The 22,320-nt window shown below is 64.0% G+C and carries 27 protein-coding genes; 13 read left to right on the top strand and 14 right to left on the bottom strand.

Annotated elements, in window-relative coordinates; all coding sequences use genetic code 11:
- Position 1: 1 nt before the first annotated feature.
- Positions 2-2,578, bottom strand: a complete 2,577-nt coding sequence (locus ACYJ11_RS11965) for a heavy metal translocating P-type ATPase (RefSeq protein ID WP_461647936.1) — start codon at positions 2,576-2,578, stop codon at positions 2-4.
- A 138-nt stretch (positions 2,579-2,716) separates the two neighbouring features.
- Entirely contained in the window at positions 2,717-2,980 is a 264-nt protein-coding gene (locus tag ACYJ11_RS11960; RefSeq protein WP_170098065.1) for a hypothetical protein, read from the bottom strand.
- Positions 2,981-3,126: 146 nt separating this feature from the next.
- On the opposite strand from ACYJ11_RS11960, the gene ACYJ11_RS11955 reads away from it, so the two are divergent.
- Positions 3,127-4,212: a S1C family serine protease gene (locus tag ACYJ11_RS11955; RefSeq protein ID WP_461647935.1), complete on the top strand. Its 1,086-nt coding sequence runs from the start codon at positions 3,127-3,129 to the stop codon at positions 4,210-4,212.
- A 28-nt stretch (positions 4,213-4,240) separates the two neighbouring features.
- Here ACYJ11_RS11955 and ACYJ11_RS11950 read toward each other — a convergent pair whose 3' ends face one another.
- The 4 genes from ACYJ11_RS11950 to ACYJ11_RS11935 all read right to left on the bottom strand — a co-directional run bounded on the left by ACYJ11_RS11950 (position 4,241) and on the right by ACYJ11_RS11935 (position 7,398).
- Positions 4,241-4,672, bottom strand: a complete 432-nt coding sequence (locus ACYJ11_RS11950) for a hypothetical protein (RefSeq protein WP_461647934.1) — start codon at positions 4,670-4,672, stop codon at positions 4,241-4,243.
- A gap of 102 nt (positions 4,673-4,774) precedes the next feature.
- Positions 4,775-5,704 carry a hypothetical protein gene (locus tag ACYJ11_RS11945; RefSeq protein ID WP_461647933.1) on the bottom strand — a complete coding sequence of 310 codons (930 nt, stop codon included), beginning with the start codon at positions 5,702-5,704 and terminating at the stop codon, positions 4,775-4,777.
- Positions 5,701-6,879 carry a DNA primase small subunit PriS gene (gene priS / locus ACYJ11_RS11940; protein WP_461647932.1) on the bottom strand — a complete coding sequence of 393 codons (1,179 nt, stop codon included), beginning with the start codon at positions 6,877-6,879 and terminating at the stop codon, positions 5,701-5,703. Before priS ends, ACYJ11_RS11945 begins: the two co-directional genes overlap by 4 nt.
- 39 nt (positions 6,880-6,918) lie before the next feature.
- Entirely contained in the window at positions 6,919-7,398 is a 480-nt protein-coding gene (locus tag ACYJ11_RS11935; RefSeq protein WP_170098070.1) for a GNAT family N-acetyltransferase, read from the bottom strand.
- A gap of 120 nt (positions 7,399-7,518) precedes the next feature.
- On the opposite strand from ACYJ11_RS11935, the gene ACYJ11_RS11930 reads away from it, so the two are divergent.
- Entirely contained in the window at positions 7,519-8,613 is a 1,095-nt protein-coding gene (locus tag ACYJ11_RS11930) for a DoxX family protein (protein ID WP_461647931.1), read from the top strand.
- Positions 8,614-8,626: 13 nt separating this feature from the next.
- Here ACYJ11_RS11930 and ACYJ11_RS11925 read toward each other — a convergent pair whose 3' ends face one another.
- Complete coding sequence (locus tag ACYJ11_RS11925) at positions 8,627-9,058, bottom strand: type IV pilin (protein ID WP_461647930.1); 432 nt, start codon at positions 9,056-9,058, stop codon at positions 8,627-8,629.
- Positions 9,059-9,148: 90 nt separating this feature from the next.
- Here ACYJ11_RS11925 and ACYJ11_RS11920 point away from each other — a divergent pair, with 90 nt between their 5' ends.
- Both ACYJ11_RS11920 and ACYJ11_RS11915 read left to right on the top strand, forming a co-directional pair.
- Positions 9,149-10,000 (top strand): translation initiation factor eIF-2B, encoded by an 852-nt coding sequence (locus ACYJ11_RS11920; RefSeq protein ID WP_005535247.1) that lies wholly within the window; start codon positions 9,149-9,151, stop codon positions 9,998-10,000.
- Between the two features lie 106 nt (positions 10,001-10,106).
- Positions 10,107-10,328, top strand: coding sequence for a hypothetical protein (locus ACYJ11_RS11915; protein ID WP_005535249.1), 222 nt, complete (start codon positions 10,107-10,109; stop codon positions 10,326-10,328).
- Between the two features lie 9 nt (positions 10,329-10,337).
- Here ACYJ11_RS11915 and ACYJ11_RS11910 read toward each other — a convergent pair whose 3' ends face one another.
- On the bottom strand, positions 10,338-10,532 hold the full coding sequence (locus tag ACYJ11_RS11910) for a hypothetical protein (protein ID WP_005535251.1): 195 nt from the start codon (positions 10,530-10,532) through the stop codon (positions 10,338-10,340).
- 125 nt (positions 10,533-10,657) lie between these two features.
- Complete coding sequence (locus ACYJ11_RS11905; protein WP_461647929.1) at positions 10,658-11,392, bottom strand: proteasome assembly chaperone family protein; 735 nt, start codon at positions 11,390-11,392, stop codon at positions 10,658-10,660.
- Positions 11,393-11,469: 77 nt separating this feature from the next.
- Here ACYJ11_RS11905 and ACYJ11_RS11900 point away from each other — a divergent pair, with 77 nt between their 5' ends.
- Positions 11,470-12,519: a mechanosensitive ion channel family protein gene (locus ACYJ11_RS11900; RefSeq protein WP_188976282.1), complete on the top strand. Its 1,050-nt coding sequence runs from the start codon at positions 11,470-11,472 to the stop codon at positions 12,517-12,519.
- Here ACYJ11_RS11900 and ACYJ11_RS11895 read toward each other — a convergent pair.
- Both ACYJ11_RS11895 and ACYJ11_RS11890 read right to left on the bottom strand, forming a co-directional pair.
- Positions 12,489-12,935 (bottom strand): universal stress protein, encoded by a 447-nt coding sequence (locus ACYJ11_RS11895; protein WP_461647928.1) that lies wholly within the window; start codon positions 12,933-12,935, stop codon positions 12,489-12,491. The genes ACYJ11_RS11900 and ACYJ11_RS11895 overlap by 31 nt on opposite strands.
- 32 nt (positions 12,936-12,967) lie before the next feature.
- Positions 12,968-14,326: a bifunctional metallophosphatase/5'-nucleotidase gene (locus ACYJ11_RS11890; RefSeq protein ID WP_461647927.1), complete on the bottom strand. Its 1,359-nt coding sequence runs from the start codon at positions 14,324-14,326 to the stop codon at positions 12,968-12,970.
- A gap of 72 nt (positions 14,327-14,398) precedes the next feature.
- Here ACYJ11_RS11890 and ACYJ11_RS11885 point away from each other — a divergent pair, with 72 nt between their 5' ends.
- From ACYJ11_RS11885 to ACYJ11_RS11855, 7 genes are all read left to right on the top strand, one after another.
- On the top strand, positions 14,399-14,638 hold the full coding sequence (locus ACYJ11_RS11885; RefSeq protein WP_188976276.1) for a DUF5816 domain-containing protein: 240 nt from the start codon (positions 14,399-14,401) through the stop codon (positions 14,636-14,638).
- A 114-nt stretch (positions 14,639-14,752) separates the two neighbouring features.
- A complete protein-coding gene (locus ACYJ11_RS11880) occupies positions 14,753-15,085 on the top strand; it encodes a DUF7116 family protein (RefSeq protein WP_005535264.1) in 333 nt (110 codons plus the stop codon).
- Between the two features lie 24 nt (positions 15,086-15,109).
- Entirely contained in the window at positions 15,110-15,643 is a 534-nt protein-coding gene (locus tag ACYJ11_RS11875; protein ID WP_461647926.1) for a mechanosensitive ion channel domain-containing protein, read from the top strand.
- Positions 15,644-15,710: 67 nt separating this feature from the next.
- Positions 15,711-16,625 carry a metal-dependent hydrolase gene (locus ACYJ11_RS11870; RefSeq protein WP_461647925.1) on the top strand — a complete coding sequence of 305 codons (915 nt, stop codon included), beginning with the start codon at positions 15,711-15,713 and terminating at the stop codon, positions 16,623-16,625.
- Between the two features lie 54 nt (positions 16,626-16,679).
- Positions 16,680-17,300: a hypothetical protein gene (locus ACYJ11_RS11865; protein WP_461647924.1), complete on the top strand. Its 621-nt coding sequence runs from the start codon at positions 16,680-16,682 to the stop codon at positions 17,298-17,300.
- Positions 17,297-17,956 (top strand): hypothetical protein, encoded by a 660-nt coding sequence (locus ACYJ11_RS11860; RefSeq protein WP_170098083.1) that lies wholly within the window; start codon positions 17,297-17,299, stop codon positions 17,954-17,956. The genes ACYJ11_RS11865 and ACYJ11_RS11860 overlap by 4 nt, the downstream gene beginning before the upstream one ends.
- A 47-nt stretch (positions 17,957-18,003) precedes the next feature.
- On the top strand, positions 18,004-18,204 hold the full coding sequence (locus ACYJ11_RS11855; protein ID WP_005535273.1) for a dodecin: 201 nt from the start codon (positions 18,004-18,006) through the stop codon (positions 18,202-18,204).
- Here ACYJ11_RS11855 and ACYJ11_RS11850 read toward each other — a convergent pair whose 3' ends face one another.
- Together ACYJ11_RS11850 and hisD are read right to left on the bottom strand one after the other, a co-directional pair.
- Positions 18,205-18,579: a HesB/IscA family protein gene (locus ACYJ11_RS11850; RefSeq protein WP_461647923.1), complete on the bottom strand. Its 375-nt coding sequence runs from the start codon at positions 18,577-18,579 to the stop codon at positions 18,205-18,207. It lies immediately after the preceding gene.
- 100 nt (positions 18,580-18,679) lie between these two features.
- Positions 18,680-19,951: a histidinol dehydrogenase gene (gene hisD, locus ACYJ11_RS11845; protein ID WP_461647922.1), complete on the bottom strand. Its 1,272-nt coding sequence runs from the start codon at positions 19,949-19,951 to the stop codon at positions 18,680-18,682.
- A 211-nt stretch (positions 19,952-20,162) separates the two neighbouring features.
- Between hisD and ACYJ11_RS11840 the strand changes: the two genes are divergently transcribed.
- Positions 20,163-21,089 (top strand): hypothetical protein, encoded by a 927-nt coding sequence (locus ACYJ11_RS11840; protein WP_461647921.1) that lies wholly within the window; start codon positions 20,163-20,165, stop codon positions 21,087-21,089.
- A gap of 38 nt (positions 21,090-21,127) precedes the next feature.
- Here ACYJ11_RS11840 and ACYJ11_RS11835 read toward each other — a convergent pair whose 3' ends face one another.
- A complete protein-coding gene (locus ACYJ11_RS11835; protein WP_461647920.1) occupies positions 21,128-22,309 on the bottom strand; it encodes a redox-regulated ATPase YchF in 1,182 nt (393 codons plus the stop codon).
- Positions 22,310-22,320: the final 11 nt, after the last annotated feature.

Below are 22,320 nucleotides of genomic sequence, written 5' to 3'. Positions count from 1 at the left end.
GCTATTCGTCGTCCGGCCGGACCCGTGAGAGTCGCATCGCGTTCCCGGTCACGGCCGTTGTCATGCCGGCATCGCCGGCCAGCACGGCAGCCCAGATGGGAACGACGCCGAACGGAACAGCGAGCGCGAGGCCCGCCTTGACCGCCAGGCTGGCCCAGATGTTCTGCCGGATGACGCCGTTGGCGTCGTTCGCCAGTTCGTACAGGTACGGGAGCTTCGAGAGGTCGTCACTCATCAGAGCGATGTCAGCCGTCTCCAGCGCTGTGTCCGTGCCAGCGGCTCCCATCGCGACGCCCACGGTCGCGCTCGCCAGCGCTGGCGCGTCGTTGATACCGTCACCGACCATAGCAACGCCGTCGTACTCTTCGACGAGGTCGTCGATAGCGGCGACTTTCTCGTCGGGCAGAAGCTCGGCCTGGTAGTCGTCGACACCGACCTCTCGGGCGATAGCCCCCGCAGTGCGTTCGTTGTCGCCAGTGAGCATCACCGTCCGCTCGACGCCGAGGCTCCGGAGCCGGGAGATGGCGGCTTTCGCCTCCGGTCGCACCTCGTCGGCGACGGCGACGATGCCCTCTATCTCGTCTTCTGTCCCGACGATGACGACCGTCTTCCCTTCGGCCTGGAGCTCGGGAACAGCGTCCTCAAGCAGGTCCAGACAGTTGTTGCGCTCACAGAGTTGCTGGGCCGTTTTCGTGACGACGCCGCCGTCGGTGGTGGCGTGGACGTGCGAGAGGTCGAAGCCGAGGTCCTCGAACAGCCCCGGCTTTCCCGCGTAGTGTGGCGTCCCGTCGAGGTCCGCCCGGACGCCCTTCCCGGTGATGCTCTCGAAGTCGTCGATTTCGGCGCTTTCGACGCCGGCAGTTCCCGCCCTAGCGACGATGGCCTCGCCGATGGGGTGTTCGCTCCGCTGTTCGAGGCCGCGGGCGCATTGCAGGACTTCCTGTTCAGTGTTCCCGTTCAGTGGAATTACGTCGGTGACAGTCAGCTCGCCTTTCGTCAGCGTGCCCGTCTTGTCGAAGGCGACCACGTCGACCGCGCCCATCGCTTCGAGGTGGTTCCCGCCCTTGATGAGTACGCCGTTCTTGGCGGCGCTAGTGATACCGGAGACGACCGAGACAGGCGTCGAGATGACGAACGCACAGGGGCAAGCCAGTACAAGCAGTGTCAGCCCGTGTACGACGGCGGTCGACCACGCCACCCCGAATACAGTAGGGGACGCCAGCGTCACGAGGACGGCGAAGGCGACGACGACCGGCGTGTAGTACGCCGAGAAGCGCTCGACGAACTGCTCGCGCTCGGTCTTGTTCGACTGGGCGTCCTCGACCATCTGGACGATGCGCGAGAGCGTGTTGTCGCTGGCCGCCGCCGTGACCTGCACTTCCAGATACCCCTCCTCGTTGATGGTCCCGGCGTACACCTCGTCGCCCTCGGTCTTGTCGACCGGGACGCTCTCGCCTGTGATGGGGGCCTGATTGACGGCGCTGGTCCCGTCGAGGACCTCGCCGTCCATCGGGATCTTTTCGCCGGGCCTGATGACGACGACATCGCCGACCTGCACCTCGTCGACGGGCAGTACCTGCTCGCCCCCGTCGCGCTTGACTGTCGCTTCATCGGGCGAGAGGTCCATGAGTTCCGCAAGCGAGTTCCGTGCACGGTCCATCGAGTAGCGTTCCAGCAGTTCTGCGATGCTGAACAGGAACGCCAGCGTGGCGGCCTCGAAATACAGTGCCTCGCCGAAGGCTAGGCTGGCAACGAGTGCGCCCAGGATGGCGATAGACATCAGCAGATCGATGTCGAGGTTCCGGTTTTTCAGGGAGTAGTAGCCGCCACGCAGGATTTCCTGACCGCCGGTGGCCACAGCGATGAGAAACAGAACGTCGTCGACGTACAGTGCCGTCCCCAGAACGCTTCCGACCTGCGCGTTCGCACCGGGCAGCAAGAGCTCCAGAAAGAAAACGAGGCCCAAGGCGACGAATACGCCGCTGACCCACGTCTTCAGCGCCCGTGAGCTGGTCCAGATCGAGTCGTTTTCGTCCGACTGTCCGGCTCCCGTGTCGTCCTCGCCCGTCGTCTCCGTGACCTCGTACCCGGCGCTCTCGATAGCCGACGCGATGTCCTGCTCCGCCGTCGCGTTCCGGTCGTATGTGACAACGACTGTTCCGGTAGTCGGGCGTGTTTCGGCGCTTCTGATGCCATCGACTCCACCGAGCGCGCTCTCGACCTTCCCGGCACAAGATGCACAGTCCATTTCCGGGACGCTGAACCGCAGTGTCTCACCGCCGTCGTCTGCGACGGTGTAGCCCGCCGCGTCGACGCGCGCAGCTATCGCGTCCACGTCCGTCTCGGCTTCGTCGTATTCGACGGTGAGTCGGCCCGTCGCTACCTGCGGGTCGACGGCCTTGATGCCAGACAGTTCACGGACACTCGACTCGACCTTGCCCGCACAGGAGGGACAGTCCATCTCTGGGACGGAGAGTTGTGCGACGTGGGCCCCATCGTGCGAGTGCGTTGTTGGAGGGGGGTCGTCACTCGCGCTGCCACACTCATCATCGTTCGAACAGCTGTCAGACTCAGTCATTATCGGTGCTAGGCTACCCGGTCTTATTAATTCGGCTGCTAAAGTAACGGCTCAGAGTGGGATTGATTAATAAATAAATCCGGATTAGTTATTAAATCGGCCGATATCGACCGGTGGCTGACTGAGCCAGCCGCACCCTCAATCAAACGGCGTCGTCCGCGTCGGTTTGCCCTGTGCGTACCGGATCCAGCGCCGCATATGCCGGCCGACTGCCCAGAACAGTACCACTGTCATCGCCAATAGCGCGGACAGGAAGACGATGCCCAGCCGTATCGGTTCCTCGGTCGGGAGGCCGATGAGCAACACGATTGTCCCGACGAGTGCCATCTCGACACCGCATCGCAGTCCGGGCAACACGAACCCCGGTGACGGCGTGTTCGTTCCCGATGAATCCTCTGCCATGCGCCCCCGTATGCTATCGGGACGATTGTAGTTTGTGCCCGCCTTCGAGGGCGAATCGAAAACCACAGCCCACGGCGATCAAACGACCCGGTTACGGCACCGAGTCCTGACCGTGCCTTTTTCGCAGCCCAGACCCACGCTCCAGTATGAAACAGTCTCTCACTCGCCGGGCGATGTTAGGGGCCCTCGGGACAGCCGTCGCGGCCACGGCTGGCTGTCAGAGTCCCGGGACCGGCAGCGACTCCGGTGGTGAAACCGGGGCTCAGTCAGGGTCGACCGGCGCAGCCGCACAGTCCGACAGTGTCTACACCGGCGTGTACCGGGAGGTGGCTGATGCCGTCGTCTCGATCAGAGTGTACGCCGAAGACTCCCGTGGCGGGCAAGGGAGCGGCTTCCTCATCGACGACGAGCATATCGTCACGAACGAACACGTCGTCGCGGGCGGGGACGAATACTACGTCCGCTTTGCGGACACTGGCTGGCGCTCCGCTTCCGTGGTCGGTGCAGACGTGTACAGCGATCTGGCGGTCCTTCGCATCGGCGCGACGCCAGACGTGACGCCCCTTTCGTTTGCCGAGGCCGAGCCCACGGTCGGGACTGAGGTCGTCGCTATCGGGAATCCCTTCGGACTGTCCGGTTCGGTGTCCGCGGGCATCGTCAGCGGCGTCGACCGCACGCTCCAGAGCGCCAACAACTTCTCTATCGCAGACGCGGTCCAGACCGACGCGCCGGTCAATCCGGGCAACAGCGGCGGACCACTGGTGACGCTGGACGGCGAGGTAGTCGGCGTTATCAACTCCGGCGGCGGCGACAACGTCGCATTCGCCATCTCGGCCCCGCTCGCACAGCGCGTCGTGCCGTCGCTCATCCAGACCGGTGACTACGACCACCCCTATATGGGTGTTGGACTCCAGAGTGTGTCGCCGCGGATCGCCGAAGCGAACAACCTGGACCCCGGGTCAGGGGTGTACATAACCCGTGTTGTCAGTGACGGTCCAGCAGCGGGTGTTCTGCAGGGGAGTGACGGGGAGACGGTGATTTCGGGAACAGCAATCCCTACTGGCGGTGACGTGGTCAGACAGATGGACGACACCCCGACGCCGACGCGGCAGGCACTCGGAAGCTTCCTCGCGCTGGAGACCAGCCCCGGCCAGACGGTCGACGTGCTGGTCGAGCGCGACGGGACACAGGAGACAGTCGAGCTCACGCTCGGGACCAGGCCGGAGCCGTAGGCCAGTCCTGCGGTCGTGACAGCGCGTGTTACTGCGTTCGGAGCCCATCCTGTTCGCGACGCCTGCGACCGGCGGCGAGATACCCGACGACGGCGGCCAGCGGCAGCGTCACCGGGAGCCCCGCGACCAGCAGTCCAATGCCCATGCTTCCGTCGGCAAGCGTGTAGAGGGTGACGCCGGCCGCGGTGACGACGAAGAAATCCGCGACGGCCGCCAGCGCGGCCAGCCGAAGGCGAGCAGCGCGCCCGGAAACCGTACCGGCGGCCGCCTGATCGCGGTGCCACAGCAGGACGTAACTGGCAAACAGCGCAGTCAGACTGCCCGACACGCCCACGGGAAGTCCGATGAGCAGCGAGAACTCTATCCCCGGTTCGAAGCCGGCGGTCACCACGACGGTCGTGACAGCGAACGTCACCACGCCGAAGACCAGGGCGACGACGATACGAACGTGCGTGTCCATACGTGTCAACTGAATAACTGCAAATAAATAGACTGTCGCTGCTGCGGAAGGAAATATCCAGCGGCTTTTTCGACAACGGCCCGTCGACCCTGTCGCGTCGGCTTATTCTAACGGCTCGGCGGCGTCCTGTTCGACCAGCGGGTCGGCGTTGTCGGCCGGCAGGGTCACTACGTCGTCCGTCGAGAGGTCGTACTCGCGCTGATCGACGCCGAATATCTCGCCCACGTCGTCGGTGATGCGGACCGTCCGCCGGTCCACGTCGGCCCCAGACGTATCGGGGTCGGCCGGTGACTGCTGGCCGCTGTCCCTCGGGTCCGCCGGTTCGGGGTGGGAGTCGGTACCCCCTTCAGACGGGGGTGCCGGGACGCTATCGTCGGCCGGCACGCTCGCCGGGTCGGACTGGTCGCCGGCAGCGGGGGTGCTGCCCGTGTCCAGTTCCGGCGGCGGCGGCGCGTCGGACTCCGCCGCTGGCGGTGACTGGTCCCCACCGCTGCCCATCATATCAGCCGCATCGACACCCGAGTCCGGCGTCGATGCCGGCTCGGGTTCACCGGCCGTCGCCTCGTTTGCCGTCTGGTGTGGCTCTGGGTCGGGGGCCTGTCGCTCGCTCGCGTTCGGCTCGTCGCCGACCGCGCCGGTCGGGGCCTCCCCTGCAATCACGTCGAGGACGTGGCCCCGGTTTGATTCGATGGCTTCGACCATTGTCTCGAACAGATCCCGTTCCTCCTGTGTGAGACCGTCGTCCTCGGTCGGCATATCCGCCGCGGCCAGCGACGCCATCTTGACGATTTTTCCGACGCGCCGTTCGTACACAGCTTCGACGGTCTGCTCGGCGGTCTTGATGTCGTCCGTCAGGCGGTTGACCTCGGGCGAGTCGAACGGGTCCTCGGCGCGCTCGGCCGCGCGGTCGCGCTCCTCCCGGAGCTGTCGAATGAACTGCCCGGCGTCCTCGTAGAACGTCTCGCGCAGCTGCTGGAGCTGGTCGGTCTGGCGTTCCCGCGATTGGACGGACTGGAGCTCGTCTACGTTCATTCCTTCCCCTTCTCGGCACGCCCGCGGGCCATGAGAAACACGCCCACGTGCTCTGGTACAGTCTGATTACCCGCCTCCAGTGTAAAGCTATCGCCATCTAGCTCGACGAGGCCGCCGTCGGTCACCTCGACGGTGATGTCGTGGCCCCGGAACGTCTCCGGGACGGGGTCGACCAGCGGGTCGAAGGCGTCGATATCGTCGCGGTCGATACGCTGGACTTCAAGCCCGCTGCCGCCGTGGAGCGAGCCAGGCAGGCGGATGAGTCGGTTCGTGTCCGTCGTCACTGGTTCATCTATCGGTGCGTTGTCCGTCGCGACGACCTCGTGGAGCAGAATCTTCGCCAGCTGGTAGAATGCCGGATGTACGTCGATGTTGCCAGCTTCCAGTTGCTCGTAGTTCGATCGGGCGGCGTTCAGCGCCGCCGTCGCCTTCCCCTCGCCGATGCCGTCGTACTCCTGCAGTCGGTCGAGCGCGTCGGCCTCCTCCATCGCGAGCAGGTCATCGACGACAGCGAGCATGTGTCGGTGGGCGCGGGCGCTCCAGCCGCCTTCCGTCGAGAGCGTCCGCTTCTGTGCCGGACTGGACCGGCCGGCCGTACCGGCGACGGACTCCTCGTCGACGAGTTCGTCGAACTCCAGCCCGATGCCGCGGACGTAGTCGACGATCTCCCGGCGCGCGTCCCGCTCCAGATGGCGGATGCGCTCGTCGCGGACGTGGACGTGGTAGCCGCGACCGCCGGAGAAGACGACCGTCAGGTCATCAAAGCCGAAATCGTCCTCCAGAAAGTCGAGCAGCCGAAGCAGCGCGTCCTTGCATTTGGCGAGCATCTCGGCGTAGCTGTCCTCGCCGAGCACAACGGAGGGCAGGTGGTCGGCGTCGAGGTCGAACACGAGGTCGGAGGAACGCCAGCCCTTGTCCGACATCGTGGAGGCGCTCGGTTCGTCGTAGCGGCCCGCGGAGAAGTAGACGTGGCGGGGCTTCCGGCGGCCGAGGAAGTCCTCGATTTCCCCGAGGTCCAGCAGCGAGCGATGCCGGACCATCGTCTCGCCGGGGCCTTCGGTCCACGGGATGAACCCCCATTCACGTTCGTTCGCGGCCGGTGGCGGCGTTACGGACGCCTGTCGGTAGTGGTCGCCGAACCGGCCACGGAGGTACGCGCGGGTCCGCTCTTCCATCGGCTACCTCGTTGGGGAGGTCCCTTGAAAAGCGTTCGCTTAGCCGCGCAGGAACTTCGACAGTTTGTCCGTAATCGAGTCCTCGCCGAGCTTGAGGTAGTAGGCGTCGCCGCCGTCCTCGTAGTAGTTGTCGATGCGACGCGTAATCTCGAAGCCGATGTGTTTGTAGAAGCCGATGGCCTCCCGATTCGTCGCCCGGGCGTGGCAGGTCACACTGCCGTAGTCCTCGGCGACGCGGGCGACGAGCCGCTTGCCGAAGCCGTGGCCCCTATACTCGTCGTCGACTGCGAGAAAGAGAATGTAGCCGTCGCGTCGAACCGCGGCGAAGCCGATGAGGCGGTCCTTGGAGCGGTCGATGTAGAGATAGGTGGTCGACCGTCGGTAGGCGTCGCGAAAGAACCCCCGTCGCTGTCGAAGGACGCCGTCGGATTCTCGGATGTCCTCCTTGAGCCGCCACGCCGCGTCGACGTGTTCGTCGTCCCCGCGTTCGACGATCTGTGTCTCGATGTTGACGCTCACTGCCGTATAAGTAGTGGCGGCGTGGATATAATTCCACCGCCTACAGAGAGGGGTATCTAAACGTCCAACTCCATGGACTGGACGAACAGGGTTAGGTGGATAGCGCACGAATTCTCAGGCATGAACACACGCGTACCGACTGTTGTCGGCACCGCCGTCCTCGCGCTCACTCTCCTCTCGCGACCCGCGGCGGCACACGTCGACTACGTGACTGATGGGCCAGGCGAGGCCCTTGACGCGGTGGCGTTTGCGATATCTGTGCTGTCGAACCCAGTGAACGCGGCAGTTTTCGGCATCTCAGGATTGGCCGTGACTGGCGGCCTCGCCGCGTACCTCTGGGTTCGGCCGACGATTGCGGACATCGTCATCCTTCGAGACGTACTCGTCGGCTACTCGGACCTCGTCCCGTGGATGCTCCGGCTCAGCGTGGGGCTACCACTCGTCGGTGCCGGATTTCAGGGATACCTGTTCGCCCCGACAGTGACGTTTGACCCGACCACGAACCCGCTCGTCCGTGCCCTGTTTATCGGGCTGGGGTTCACCCTCCTGTTCGGACTTGCGACCCGTATCGTCACGACGATTGGGCTGGTGACCTACGGCTGGGCACTGACCATCGATCCAGGCGTCGTTCTCGCTATGGAGTACGTCCCGGCCTTTCTGGCACTGTTGATTCTGGGCGGTGGCCGCCCGAGCGCGGACCATATGCTTCAGCAGGTCGCCAGCACCGACGGGACCTACTACGGCCGTATCGACCCGGTACATCATCTCAAGCGCTTTCTGGACGCAACGACGACATCGTACCGTGAGTACGTTCCAGTTATCGTCCGTGTCGGCATGGGCGTGACGTTCATCTATCTCGGACTGTTCCAGAAACTCGCCGAACCCGGCCAGGCGCTGCTGGTCGTCGAAAAGTACGACCTCACCGCCGTCGTCCCTGTCGACGCCGGGATGTGGGTGCTCGGGGCCGGCCTGACCGAGATGCTGGTCGGGCTGGTGTTGATCTTCGGCTTCATGACTCGCGGGGCTGCAGCCGTCTCCTTTGTCCTGTTTACCACGACGCTGTTCGGACTCCCGGACGACCCGGTGCTCGCGCACATCACGCTGTTCGGAATGGCCTCGGCGGTGTTCACGATGGGTGCCGGACCGCTCTCGTTCGACGACTGGTTCGGTCGACCAGCACAGAGCGACCGTGAGACGGTCGCTTCGGCGGACTGAGCAGTCTTACAGGTCAGTTCGCGCCGTCCCACTGGTCCAGTTGGGTCCGGTTTCCACTCGTGTTATGATATATCGTGATCGTGTCACGGGCACCCACGCGCCGCTCGTAGGCGTTACCGCTGCTCAGCTGTGCGATATCGCCCGGACCAATCATCGCGTCAGGCTCGCGGTTCGCCACCTGCGCCCAGGTGACAGTTCTGCTCGGCCCTTCGAATTCGACGTTCCCTGCTTCGAACTCGTCGCCGCGAGCGTGTGTGACGATGAGCAGTTCGTTGTCCTCGACGTAGTCGTAGCTGAAATTCGCCTGCGGGCCACCACCGTCGTCGTCCTCGATGACGAGGACGTTCAGCCCGACGATAGCCGTCACGAGTAGCGTTAGCCCGACGAGTACGGCGACGCCGATGCCCTCTGTCATCCCGACCGTCTCAGTCCTGAACTGTCCCATAGCCGTCTATCAGCCCTAATGTGAGTCGGCGTTAAATGCTGTTCGACGGCGAGGGGAAGACACATATCGGTTCAACTCACAGCCACCGGTATGATAGACGAGACTGTCGAGGAGATCTCGGAGATGCAGACCCACAGTTCCTCCGTGGTCGCAGTCAAAGCCGCCCAGGCGCTCCGGGACCTGACAGACAGGGAGTACCCGACGGTCGAGGATTACCTCCGTTCGCTCGACCGGAACAGCAGCGCCCTCCGGCGAGCGAACCCCTCACACGCCTCCCTCCATACGACCCAGCACCGGATCGTGAACACCGTCTCGGACGCGGAGCCAGACGACGTGGCGGCCGCCAAGGAACTGACGAACGAGGCTATCGACGACGTTATCGACTCGGTCGAGTCGTCGAAAGACCGCGCCGCCGCCCGCGCCGTGTCGGAGATCGCCGACGACGACGTGCTGTTGACGCATGACTTCTCCTCGACAGTGCTTGCGGCCATCGACGACGCTATCGAGGCCGGCCACAGCTTCGAGGTGTACGTTACGGAGTCCCGACCACGCTTCCTCGGCCGAAAGATGACGCGCCATCTCTCCGACAGGGACGGGGTCGACGTGACGCTCATCGTCGACAGCGCCGCCGGCCACTTCATGCCAGAGGTCGACCGCGTGCTCGTCGGTATGGACTGCATCGTCGACGACACGCTGTACAACCGCATCGGCACGTATCCGATCGCGACGGCGGCGGCGGACAACGACGTTCCGGTGACAGTGGTCGGGGCCGCCGCAAAGTACGTCGACGGGGCTTTCGCCTTCGAAAACGAGATTCGCTCACCGTCGGAGGTCCTCCGGGAGCCGGCAGACGGATTCGAAGTCGCGAACCCGGCCTACGACGCCACGCCGACGCACCTGCTGGATACGGTTGTCACTGACGACGGAGTCCACGAGTACTGAGACGGACTGCTGTACGTTCGTTCCGGCATCACTGGCCAGCAGGACGGGTCCCAGTAACGGAACGCGGGCTCGAAGATTCTTGTTGCTGGCCGTGAAGAAGTCAGGTATGGACGACACCGCCCTCCTTCGTCAAACCATCCGCCGGTGTACCGCCGTACTCGTTGCAACGCTTGCCACTGTCGGTGTGAGTCTGCAGAGTCCTTCAGAAGCGAGTTTCTTGCTCATACTGGCCACCGCCTCAGTGGTGTATCTCGCCGTGGGGTTCATCAAAGTGAAGCCGCCTGCTGAAAACCCTGAAAGTTCCGCGTCTACAGAGGACGAGAGGTAAGTACGTAGTTTACCGCTGTTGGACGACGGTGTCACAGTTGGGACACCGGAGCTGTAAACTGTTCTCGGTTGCTTCAGTGGTCCAGTCGCCCGTGACTGCACTCTCGTGACCGCAGTCGGGGCAGAACAGCGATGTCTTGGACCGCGTCTGTGGTGGTGGGTCTGAGTCGACCGCGCTGGTCGAGTAGATTTCGGTGGAGGTCATCAAAGAAAAGAACGCACTGTAGGCTCAAAAATGTGTCGGCAGAATGTTTGATTGTTCACGCACAATGTGGAATTGATATAGTTTTAATCCCTGAAAATGTGGATGAGTGTCCCAATTGTTGGAAATTACATGTACATTCGGTCATCCGGAAGTGAGTCGGTATCGGCAGCGTCCATCCGTTCTGCGAGCGCCTGATAGTGGGCCTCGATGTTTGCGGCGAAGGCCTCCAGCAGGCCGGTGTCGATCTGGATCGCATGGGTCGCTTTCAGCGCGGTGAGCAGTCTGATCGCGGCTGCGGCGTCGGGCGCTTGCGGATGTGTCGGTGTCGTGAACACGCCTGTCGGAAGCGACTCATCGATACCCCGAGTGACAAGCTCCGCACTCAGTCCTTCGAGGAACCCGTTCCCCATCGGCCTGATGTCGGTGTCGTCAAGATACGCTTCCTGATACGCTGGCGTTGCGATGTAGAACGGGGCGTGGTCGTCCGGGCCGTGCGCGATGGGGACGCCGGTGAGCATCGTAATGTTCGAAACGTCCAGTTCTCTCCCGGCGGTCGCGATTGCCTCGGCGACGGCCCCTGCCTGAGCCGGCGGCACGAAGCGCTCGCCAACCAAGACGGCAAAGGACGCCGGTTCGTCGACGTACAGCCGCGTGTGATGTCTCGGGGTTCCATTCTTGAAGGGAGTAATAAACGGCGGCCCCGGCGTCCGCAGATGGCCGATTTCGCGCATCGACTCCTGGTCGGCCAGATAGTCGACGGCCGTGAGGCCGGCCAGGCCGTACTCAGAGATGCCGACCGCCAGCGTATCGACCGGTGGCCGGTCGTCCGAGAGGATCACCGAAATGTCATCGGAGGACATATTCTCTCAGACGGAGTGAGAGGGCTAAGTAGTTCGGGAGGGGAATCCTTTTCTCGTGGCAGGGTCGATTCCATGTCATGCGTTTTGGCCCTGTCTGGCCGTTGCAGACACCCACTCCGACACCGACCGAAACTGCGACCGAAGTGGCTACCGACATCGGCGGGCTGTTGCCCTTCGATATCCCGATGTGGGTGGTGAACATCGGGGAATCTCTGATTGTCGTTGCGCTGGCAATCATCCTCTCCCGGATTCTCGTCCGCCTTCTCGGCCGACGCGTCGCTCGGCAGTTCCGACGACCGAGCCTCACTCGAACGGCGCTGCGCGGCATCCGTGCCGGTGTGTACATCTTTGCGTTGCTGACTATCCTGAATATTTACGGCCTGCAACTGGGCGACATCGCGCTTTCCGTTACTGTGTTCACAGCCGTGGTTGGTGTCGTACTGGCCCCGATTCTCGGGGGCCTGATCTCCGGCGTCTTCTTGCTGGCTGACCAGCCCTTCGAGATCGGAGATATGATTGAACTCGTCGACACCGGCCAGCGGGGGTTCGTCGAGGACATCACGCTCAGACACACAAAGATATTCACCCTCGACAATACGTTTCTCGTCATCCCCAACGGGGAGATTCGCCAGCGAGATGTCGTCAACTACTCGGCGGAGGACTCACGGACACGACTGTCGCTCGACGTGATGGTCACGTACGAGAGTGACATCGCCGCCGCGCGGACCCTCATCGAAGCGGCGGCCCGGGAAGTGGACAACGTCATCTCCGGCGGGCCGGACATCCGCGTCGGCGCAGCCCGGTATCCCGCTTCGCCGACGGTGTATATCAACGAGTTCGCCGACCACGGCGTGTTGCTGACACTCCGGTACTGGGTGACCGAACCGTACAAACTGCTCGCTGCCCGCTCGAGAGTCCAGACGAACGTCTGGCGACGGCTCGAGGACGCAGACGTCGAGATCGCGTACCCCCACTCACACCTGTACTTCGACGACACCAGCGGGGAGATGAACGTCTCACTCAATGACGGACTGAGCGGACTGAACGGCGTTGGCCGGACCCACGCGGCCTCCGGTGACTCACCCGTCCCGCCACGTCAGGATCCCGATGACCTCGCCGACGAGTGACGGTTAGACTGCGCATCCGGTTCGACGGTGACGATTTCGCAATCGAGTTCCTCGCGGAGGAACTGTTCGACATCGGGGTCGTCGACCAGCCGCCGAATCATCTGTCGCCAGCGACTCGCCTGTTTGCTCCCGATGACGACGATATCAGCGTCCTGTGCGGCGACCTCGTCGAGAATCGTCTCTTCGACGAGCATCCCCGACCGGACGACGTACCGCGTCCGCGGGACGTGGCCGAACGACTGCTCGACGGCACGTTTGAGCTCTGTCCGGTCGACACGATGGCTGTTCTGGTATAGGTTTACGTGGAGGACGGTGAGGTCCGCGTCTTCCTCGTCGGCGATCTGAATGGCCTCAGCGAGCGTGGCTCGGGAGTTTTCCGAAAGCGGGTATCTGACCGGGACGACGACCTGTGGCATCGGCGAGATGTACCGTGCCGAGGTTTAAATCGCTAGCGACGGGTGAGTCGCCCGTCCACGCTCGGGGCGATATCGGTCTCGCGGACGTAGTCGGCCAACGCCTCGTACTGTACGTCGGCGACGCTGACCCGGTGAGACTCGGTGAGGACCGGAAACTCCAGTTCGGTGTAGTAGAGGTAGTTGCTCGTCGCGAGCGTGTACGTCTCGGTGTCGCGTACCGGTCGCCCATCGACCCGTAGCCGCTCGATGGTCTGTGTATCATTGTTCCAGACCAGTTCGACGCCGCTGAAGTGGGCGTGCCACCAGTCCGGGTCGCCGAACGCGACCTGCTGCCCGCTTCCCTGTCGGCACACCGTCCGGAGTTCCGCACCCGTCAGTTCGGCGACGGTCAGTGGCTCCTCAAACGGAACGACAGAAATCATATCGGCGACCGTCAGCTCCCCATCGAGCGGTACCGTGTCGTTCCGGAGACCGCCGCTGTTCTGCAGGGCTACATCTGCGCCCGTCGCCCACCGGTACGCGTCAGCGACGAGGTTGCCGAGCCGGCATTCGCCGCCATAGGTCGTCGCCTGCCGCCGGTCGAGAGGGTCGTCGACACGACCGACGACTTCGTCCAGTCCCGCCGCGGAGAGTCGGTCCTCGATGGCCGCCCTGACCCGGTCGTCGACAGGGCCGTCGGCCGTCTCACGGAACTCCGCAGTCGGTTCCGGCCCGGCAAGGTCGACCTCGACGACGGCCCGGCCGTTGGCTCCGGGTCTGGTGAGCAGCGTCCCGGCGACGCGGTCGATACGGCGCTCGTGGACGTGCCCGCCGAGGATGACGTCCACGTCGCAGGTGCGGGCCAGTTCCTCGTCAGTACGCCCCAGATGCGAGAGCACGACAATAACGTCGGCCCCGTCCGCTCGAAGCGCTGTGGCCGCCTCGCTGACAGCCTCGAACGGGTCGGTGAACGTCAGCGTCGTCGCCTGTGGATTAGCCGAGGCCGTGTCCGGGCTAGTGACGCCGACGAAGCCGACCTGGGTCCCGTCGACGGTCCGACTCGCCCACGGTCGGGTCTGCCGTCGGGCGAACCGCTCGCCGTCCTGTTCGACGTTCGCGGTCAGCCACGTCTGTGGCGAACTCGCAATAATCTCCCGCGTCGCGTCGAGTCCGTGGTCGAAATCGTGGTTGCCCAGCGTCTCGAACGCGGGCGTCACCGCAGTGAAGAGGTCCAGCGACTGCTCGCCGTCGGTGACCAGCGACAGCACCCCCGGCCCGGTGTTGTCCCCGGTGCCGACCACCAGTGCATCCGGGCCGTCAGCGGCGGCCACTGTCCCCGCAAACCGCCCGATCCGCTCGGGTGTATCGTACGCTTTCTCCACGTCGGAGTACTGGATTAGCCGCGGACTCACACCAACAGTGAAGGGGGACCAGCGACTAATGGTTTCCGCAGTGATTTAGCCGCTGGCCCGTCATGACTACGTATGGACGCACTTGAGGGACCCGACGGCGAGACGCTGTACGTCGACCGGAGCGACGGTGACACCGGTACGAAAGGCGCGTTTTACGTCGTCTACCGCGACGCCGACCGCGAGCGTCGCTGGGGCTACTTCTGTGGCAACTGCGAGACGTTCAACAACGCGATGGACTCGATGGGGCGCATCCGCTGTAACGACTGCTCGAACCTCCGCAAGGCCGAGGAGTGGGACGCCGCTCACGAGTAACGCTCTGTTTAGACGGCCAAGCGGTGTCGTTCTCATCTGTTCGTCCACGCGAGAACTATCAGCTAAGTAGTTAGTGGGAACGTTTATCAGAGAGCCGGTAGTACTGACTCTCAGATGGGGGCCGTTACCACATCACTCGACGAGCAGGCCCGGTCGATATTCGACGACCTCGGATACACCGTGTCGCGCACTGGCACCGAACTGCGAGCGGAACGCGACTGGCGCGTCGTCACTGTCTCAGTGCTCGACTCGCAGGACCCGATACCCGAGGGCGGCGACTTGCGTTGTTTCGTCACACGCACCGACGATGCGACGCATCTCAGCCGCCGCCTCAATCGGCAGGACGTATCCTATGACTGGGCTGTCATCGGGATTACTGAGGACGGCGAGTACGAAGTGGTCCGTCACCCCGGCGATACAGCCGTGTCGGCTGACGCCAACACTTAGGGGCCTTTCCGTTCACCATCCGGCGTGCAAGTCGGTGTCATCAACCGAGCGCTCGAACAGCTAGTTACGAACGTCGTCGACGCACTCCCGCGCCTCATAACCGCGTTCGTCTTTCTCGCTATCGCTGCAGTAGGCATCAAGGCGATCATGATCGTCGTCCGGGCCGTCCTGAAGCGATCGCTGCCCGGCGAATCGCCCGTGTACCGGCAGTTTCTGTCGGTGATCGTACTCGTGTTCCTGTGGTTCGGCGTGGCGCTGTCGTTCCTCTCTATCGTCGGCCTGACCGCCATCGCCGCGTCGCTGGGCACGGCGACTGGATTCCTCGCGCTCGGCGTCTCCTACGCGCTCTCGGAGATGATAAAGGACGCCGTTGCCGGTGTCTACCTCCTCCGTGATCCCGACTTCAATCCCGGCGATACTGTCAAAGCCGGCGACACCACCGGTGAGGTAGTCGCAATCGAACTCCGGAAGACGCGGTTCCGTGTCGACGACGACACCGTCGTCAGGGCCAACGCGGCCATCGAAGAACGCTGGACGAAGGTCGGATCCGAGTCTTGAGCGGGGCCAAGCGCCGCGCTACCCGTTCACACGTGGTGTTTAAGCCTATCGGCATCATATTTAGGGTATGTTCGTCGGGCACGCGCTGCTCGCGTTCGCCCTCGGAGCCCTCGCCGCGTGGTGGTTCGGGCTCTCCCGCGAGCAAGCGGTTCAGCTAGGTGTCGTGGCCGGCTTGTTCGCCGCAGTTCCTGACGTTGACATCGTCTATGCCCCCTTCGGGCTACTCGTCGGGGCTGCCGGGAGCCTGACCGCAGATGGATTCTGGGAAGTTGCGGACGTCGTTCACCGCGGCCCGACACACTCACTCCTGCTGGGGGCCGCACTCGCCATCGCGGCCGGCCTCTGGGCACGTAACTCACGGGCTGCCCGAGCCGGCGCGCTGTCCATCGGCATCGCACTGACCGTGCTTACGGGCGCAATCAGCGGTCCTATCGCGGGACTCGTGACGCTCGTGTTCGTCCTAGCCGTGCTCGGTGTCGCCACATTCGCGCAGTCCCGCGATATCAGCCCCCGGACGGTGACCGGGCTGGCGCTACTGGGACTGCTTAGCCACCCATTCGGCGACCTCTTCACCGGTGGCCCGCCCCCGTTCTTCTACCCCTTCGACGTGACCCTCGTCGCTGAGCGGGTGATACTCCACCCCGACCCCACGACACACCTTCTGGCGGCGTTCGCTATCGAACTTGCGACGGTGTGGCTCGCCGTATGGACGTACGTCCACCTTCGTGGGTACACGCTGACGGGACTCGTCCGCCCCCGAGCAGCGCTGGGACTGGGGTATGCAGCAGCCGTTCTGTTCATGCCTGCGCCGACGCTCGAACAGTCGGCGCACTTCGTGTTCAGCGTCCTCGCACTGGGCGTCGTCGGCGCGCCGACCCGGCCGTTCAGTGACGGCGTCGACTGGCTGGAGACAGTCGTGACAGGGCTGGCGGCAGTGACCATCGCTGCGCTCGCGTACGCTATGGCGTATGGGGCTATTTGAACAGTCCATCCCATCGGTCGATAGGGTTTTTCGAGTCGCGGCTCACCTGCCACTATGAGCCGAGACGTAGCGCGGTTGCTCCGGGACAGGCGCGTCAACGCCCTCGCGGCGTGGTGTATCGTCGCTATGCTCGCCGCTGTCTCTATAACGAGTGCCGTTCAGGCCGACCTGCTGTGGGCCGGGTTCGCTGCTGCCGTCGCAGCGCTGGCGCTGTTTCCGCCGGTCCTGCTGCGCAACCGGGACGCCATGCTCCCCTGGGAAATCCTCTTGCTGGCGGCGTTGCCTGTCGTGGGCCGCCTGTTTGCGACGCTCTCGATGACCGGAAATCTCGCGACCTACCTCTCGGTTGCCGCCATCGCGCTCATTCTCGCCGTCGAACTGCAGCTCTTTACCCCCGTCCGGATGACGCCCCGGTTCGCCGTCGTCTTCGTCGCCATTACTACGATGGCCACTGCCGGCGTCTGGGCGGTCGTTCGCTGGGCGGCTGACCAGTTGCTCGGCACCACCTTCATCCTCGATCCGACGGTGTCAGAACACGTCATCGAGGAGGCGCTGATGTGGGAGTTCGTCGCGTCGACCATCGCTGGTATCGGTGCCGGCGTGGTGTTCGCGTACTACGTCCGCCGGCAGGCCGGGACCAGCCGCGTTCCCGAGGAGGTCCAGCCGGACGTATGAGGGTCCGTGACCGCTTCAGTATCAGCACAGCGACCCAGCAACTGCTTTCGCGGGTCCTGTCACTCGCACTCATCGGCTTATTCGCGGTCGGTATCGAGCGGGGCAACGTCGGTATCATCGTCAATTCGGGCGTCGCAATCCTCGTCACGCAACTCCCGGCGCTGCTGGAGCGGGACTACGGCATCGCACTCGACCCCGCGCTGACGCTGTGGATCACATCGGCAGCGTTCTTCCACGCGCTCGGAACTGTTGGGTTGCCTGGGTCCGAAGAGAACTTCTACGTCACCATCTGGTGGTGGGACCACTTCACCCACGCCCTCTCGTCGTCGGTCGTCGCCGCGGTCGGGTACACGACGGTTCGCGCGCTCGACGAGCATACCGACGAGATATCGATCCCCTCGCGGTTCATGTTCGTGTTCCTTCTCCTGTTCGTGATGGCCTTCGGCGTGTTCTGGGAGGTCATCGAGTTCTCGATCACGCTCGCCGCGTCGGCAACCGGAAACGACACGATTCTGACACAGTTCGGTCTCAGCGACACGATGCTCGATCTCGTGTTCGACGCTATCGGTGCGATTATCGTGGCGATCTGGGGGACTGCACACCTCACCGGCGTGGTCGGTCACGTCGAGACGTTGCTCAACCGACAGTCTCAGTGACCTGTCCGTACTTTTATGACATTTCCGTGTGAACAAATCGCATGCAAATGGTTTTCAAGAAGATCACGCTCATCGGGACCAGTCCGGAAAGCTTCGACAAAGCCGCTGACGACGCCATCGAGCGCGCAGAGGCGACACTTGACAATCTCAAGTGGGTCGAAGTGGAGGAACTCGGCGTCGAGATCGCCGGCGTCGAGGGCCGCGAGTACCAGGCCGAAGTCGTCGTGGCGTTCGAACTCGAAGAGTAGCTACGTCCGGAAGGACTCGCCACAGCCACATTCGCTGACCACGTTCGGGTTCTGGACGTGGAACCCGGCCCCCTGCAGGCCGCCCTCGTAGTCGAGTACTGACCCCTCGATGTAGTCGATGCTGGCGTCGTCGACGAACACGCGGAGCCCGTTGCGCTCGAACACCTCGTCGTCTTCTTCCGGTTCGTGTTCGAACCGCATCCCGTAGGAGAGTCCGGCACAACCGCCCTGCTGGACATACAGGCGGAGTCCGGATTCGTCGACATCCATGCCTTCGCTTTCGAGGAGGTCCAGTGCCTCTCCCGCTGCCTGCTCGGTGACGGCTACGTCCTCGCCCCCGAGGTTCGGATCGACGTCGTCCGCTGTGCTGCTCATACACTTACGTGGACGCCCGAACGTGTTAACAGTGACGCCGGTGGGACAGCTCGGAGAAAATACGTCTGAGTTGTTTTGCAGGAAAGCCCCGGGGACCGCGTTACTCCTTGAACCGTTTGCGGACGCTCTCAGCGTGGGCGTCGAGCCCTTCGGCTTCGGCGAGGGTCGTAATCGTGTCCGCAATGTCACCCAGTGAATCCTCGGAAAGGCGCTGGACTGTCGTCGACCGGACGAACGTGTCCACAGAGAGACCACCGGTGACCCGCGCGCTGCCGCCGGTCGGCAGAACGTGGTTCGTCCCGGTCGCGTAATCGCCGGCCGCGACGGGGCTGTACGGGCCGAGGAACACGGACCCAGCGGAGGGAATCCGTTCGAGGAGCGATTCGTCGTCGTCGGCCTGAATCGAGAGGTGTTCGGCGGCGTACTCCTCGGCGAAGAGGACGGCTTCGCTCATCGATCGGGCAAGCAACACGCCGGACGCGTCGTTGTCCAGTGCGGCACGGATGACTGCCTCGCGCTCCCGGCCGTCAGCCTGCTCGTCAACCGCTCCGGCGACCTGCTCGGCGAGGTCCGCGTCGTCGGTGACGGCGACAACAGAGGCGTTCTCGTCGTGTTCGGCCTGTGCGACGAGGTCAGCCGCGACCAGTTCCGGGTCCGCGTCGCCGTCGGCGACGACCATGACTTCGGAAGGACCGGCTAAGAAGTCGATAGCCACGTCGCCACGGACCTCGGCTTTCGCCGCCGTGACCCAGCGGTTGCCGGGGCCGACGACGATGTCCGTCGCGCTAACAGTCTCGGTCCCGTAGGCCAGTGCCGCGATAGCCTGTGCACCACCGACCTGGTAGATGGCGTCGGCCCCGGCGACGTGGATGGCAGCCAGCGTGACGGGATTGACTTCCTCGGCTGGTGGGGTGGCGACAGCGACGTGTTCGACGCCGGCGACCTTCGCCGGGATGACGCCCATCAGCGCGCTGGAGGGGTAGGCCGCCGTGCCGCCGGGCGCATACACACCAGCGCTATCGAGCGGCCGGTATCGACGGCCGAGTTCGCGCCCGTCGAAGTCGTCACGCCAGTCCTCAGGGACCTGTCGTTTGTGGAACGCGCGGATGTTCGCCGCGGCGTCCTCAATGGCCTCGCGCACGTCGTCGTCGATTTCCTCGTAGGCCCGCTCGGCGGCGTCGGTTATGTCGATGTTGCCTACCGAGACATCATCGAACTCCTCAGCGAAGCGCCGCAGTGCCACGTCGCCCTCCTCGTGAACCTGCGAGACAATATCGCGCACATCGTCCCTGACGGCGTCGACACCGGCGTCGCGGTCGAAGAAAGCGGCCCGTTCGTCGGGACCAAGATCGGCTATCGTCCGTACGTTCATACGCCTGATTCGGGACGAGGCAAAAAACGGGTTTCCCTTCGCCGGTCAGAAACGACAGTGAACTGGAGGACGTGAGAGACGTACCGATTCGTCGGCCGGCAGTGGCTTCGGAGTCGGGAACTGCCGGGACGCACACGCTAGTCGCGAATGTTCGACTCACTGTCAGTCACTCCCTCGTTACCGTTTTCCGGCACTCGGGCCTACAGGTGGTATGGCTTCAGTCGACGACCATCGTCGCCGAACAACCGACCTCCCCCCGGCGACGACCGAATATTTCGCCCCCGAACTAGCGACTATTGAGAGCTATCTCGAAACGGTCCCGCCGACCATCGACACGGCGGCCGGCGACGCCGCAGTCGGGCCGATACACACGCTCCCGTGGTTCTACGTGGCCGACCTGACTGGCTGGCGTGGCAGCACGCTCGCCCGACTGCTGGCCGCAGAACGAGACGCGGCCTGCTACGAACTTTCGGCCGGCGCTGCGGACGCGCTTCCGGCCCTGTGGTCCCTCATTGACGAAAGCAGCGATAGGCCCGTCGTGCTCCATCTGGACCTGCAGGGCGAAGGCGGGCGGATTCAGCGAACGCTTCGGGAAGCGCTCCGGCGTGGCTACACGCATACCCCCGACAGCTGGGACGAACCGGTACGCGGCGAACCGGCGAACCTCCATGTCGTCTTCACCGATACGAACCCCTCGAAGCGCCTGGCTGTACCACTGCCCACTGCAACCACGCCCACAACTGGTGCTGTCCTCTCGTACGCGCCTCGCCGGAGTATGCTCCCGGAACGGCCCGACGGGACGACCGTGCTCCCGGACCCGCCGGCGCTCCACGACCGCGAGGCCGAACTGGAGCAGTTCCTGCTGGCGGCGCTGGCTGGCTACGGTGACGACGACGCCAGACAGCAGTACGTCGACAACGCTGTCGAAGTCCTGTCGATAACCCACTCGCTCATCGGAAAGCGCGACCTGCTATTCGACGTGTCGCCGCGATTGGCGCTGAAATACGGTGCGCTCTTGGACAGGCTTGCAGTCGGCGCGGCGACGGAGCGACTCGGCCGGGACGTGCTCGGGCAGGTCCCACAGAGTCCCGGGAGCGAGGATATACGGGCAACACTACAGGATTTGCTGCCGAAATAGGTAGCCGAGAAGGCGGTCGTAGGGGCGTCCGTGTGTACTCAGTTCGCGTCGCTGACGATTTTGATGACCGCTCCCTCTTCGAGTTCCGTCTCGTCGCTGATACGCCGGTTCTCACGGGCATCGACGGCGTGGATGTAGCCGTCGCCGATGTCCGAGTGGACGGCATAGGCGAGGTCCTTGGGCGTCGCACCCTGCCGTAGCAAGAACGCGTCGGGGAGGACGTTCTCCTGCCCGTCGGTCCAGTGTGTTTCGTTCTGGACGGGGTATGCCGTCAGATGGTCGAGCAGGTCGTAAACAGCAGTGTCAAGGGAGCCCTGAACGCCGGTGCCGCCCCACTCGTCCATCACGTCACGGATGCGGTTCAGCCCCTCCCGTTGCTGGTCGCTCACGTCGCCGACGATGTCGAAGTCCGGGTCGCCCGGGTCGTAGTCGATGACCCCGGCCTGCGCGGCGTTGCGCAGCGCGAGTTCGCCGTCGGCTGTCGCGGGCACGACCACGTCTGCGGCTTCCTGCAGGGCTTCGATGTTCCCCTCCGGGGCGATGTCGGCCTTGTTCGCGACGACGACGAGTGGCTTCGTCCGCTGGCGGATCTCCGTCGCCAGCGCCTCGCGGTGCTCGTCGGTCCAGGCGATGGGGTCTTCGGGATACTCTAGGTCCCGTAGTGTCCGCGCTACGTCGAGTTCCGAAGCCCCGACGCCGGCCAGCATGTCCACGAGCGATTCGTCGAGCTTGAAATCCGGTGACCGGGACTGGCGTTCGATGGACTCCCAGTTGCGCTCGACGATGCTGGCGAGCCACAGGTCCATCTCTTCCTCGATAAAGTGGACATCCTCGACAGGGTCGTGTTCACCGACCTCGACGGGTTCGCCCTCGGCGTCGGTCCCGCCGGAGGCGTCGACGACGTTGAGAATCACGTCGGCGGTCGATAGCTCGTCGAGGAACTGGTTCCCGAGGCCGCGCCCCTCGTGTGCGCCGGGAACGAGGCCGGCCACGTCGATGAGTTCCACCGGGACGTAGCGCTTGCCGTCCCGGCAGTTGTCGTCGCTACAGCGCTCCTCCCGGTCGAGACAGGGGCACTCCGTTCGGACGTGGCTGACTCCACGGTTGGCGTCGATAGTCGTGAACGGGTAGTTCCCCACGTCCACGTCGGCCATCGTCGCCGCCTTGTAGAAAGTAGACTTGCCGGCGTTCGGTTTCCCGGCCAGCGCGATAGAGAGCATGGCAGACTCTA

This window comes from Haloarcula sp. H-GB5, assembly GCF_054850705.1.
Note: the sequence above shows the minus strand (reverse complement) of the source record. Positions and strands in the feature narration are given on the sequence as shown.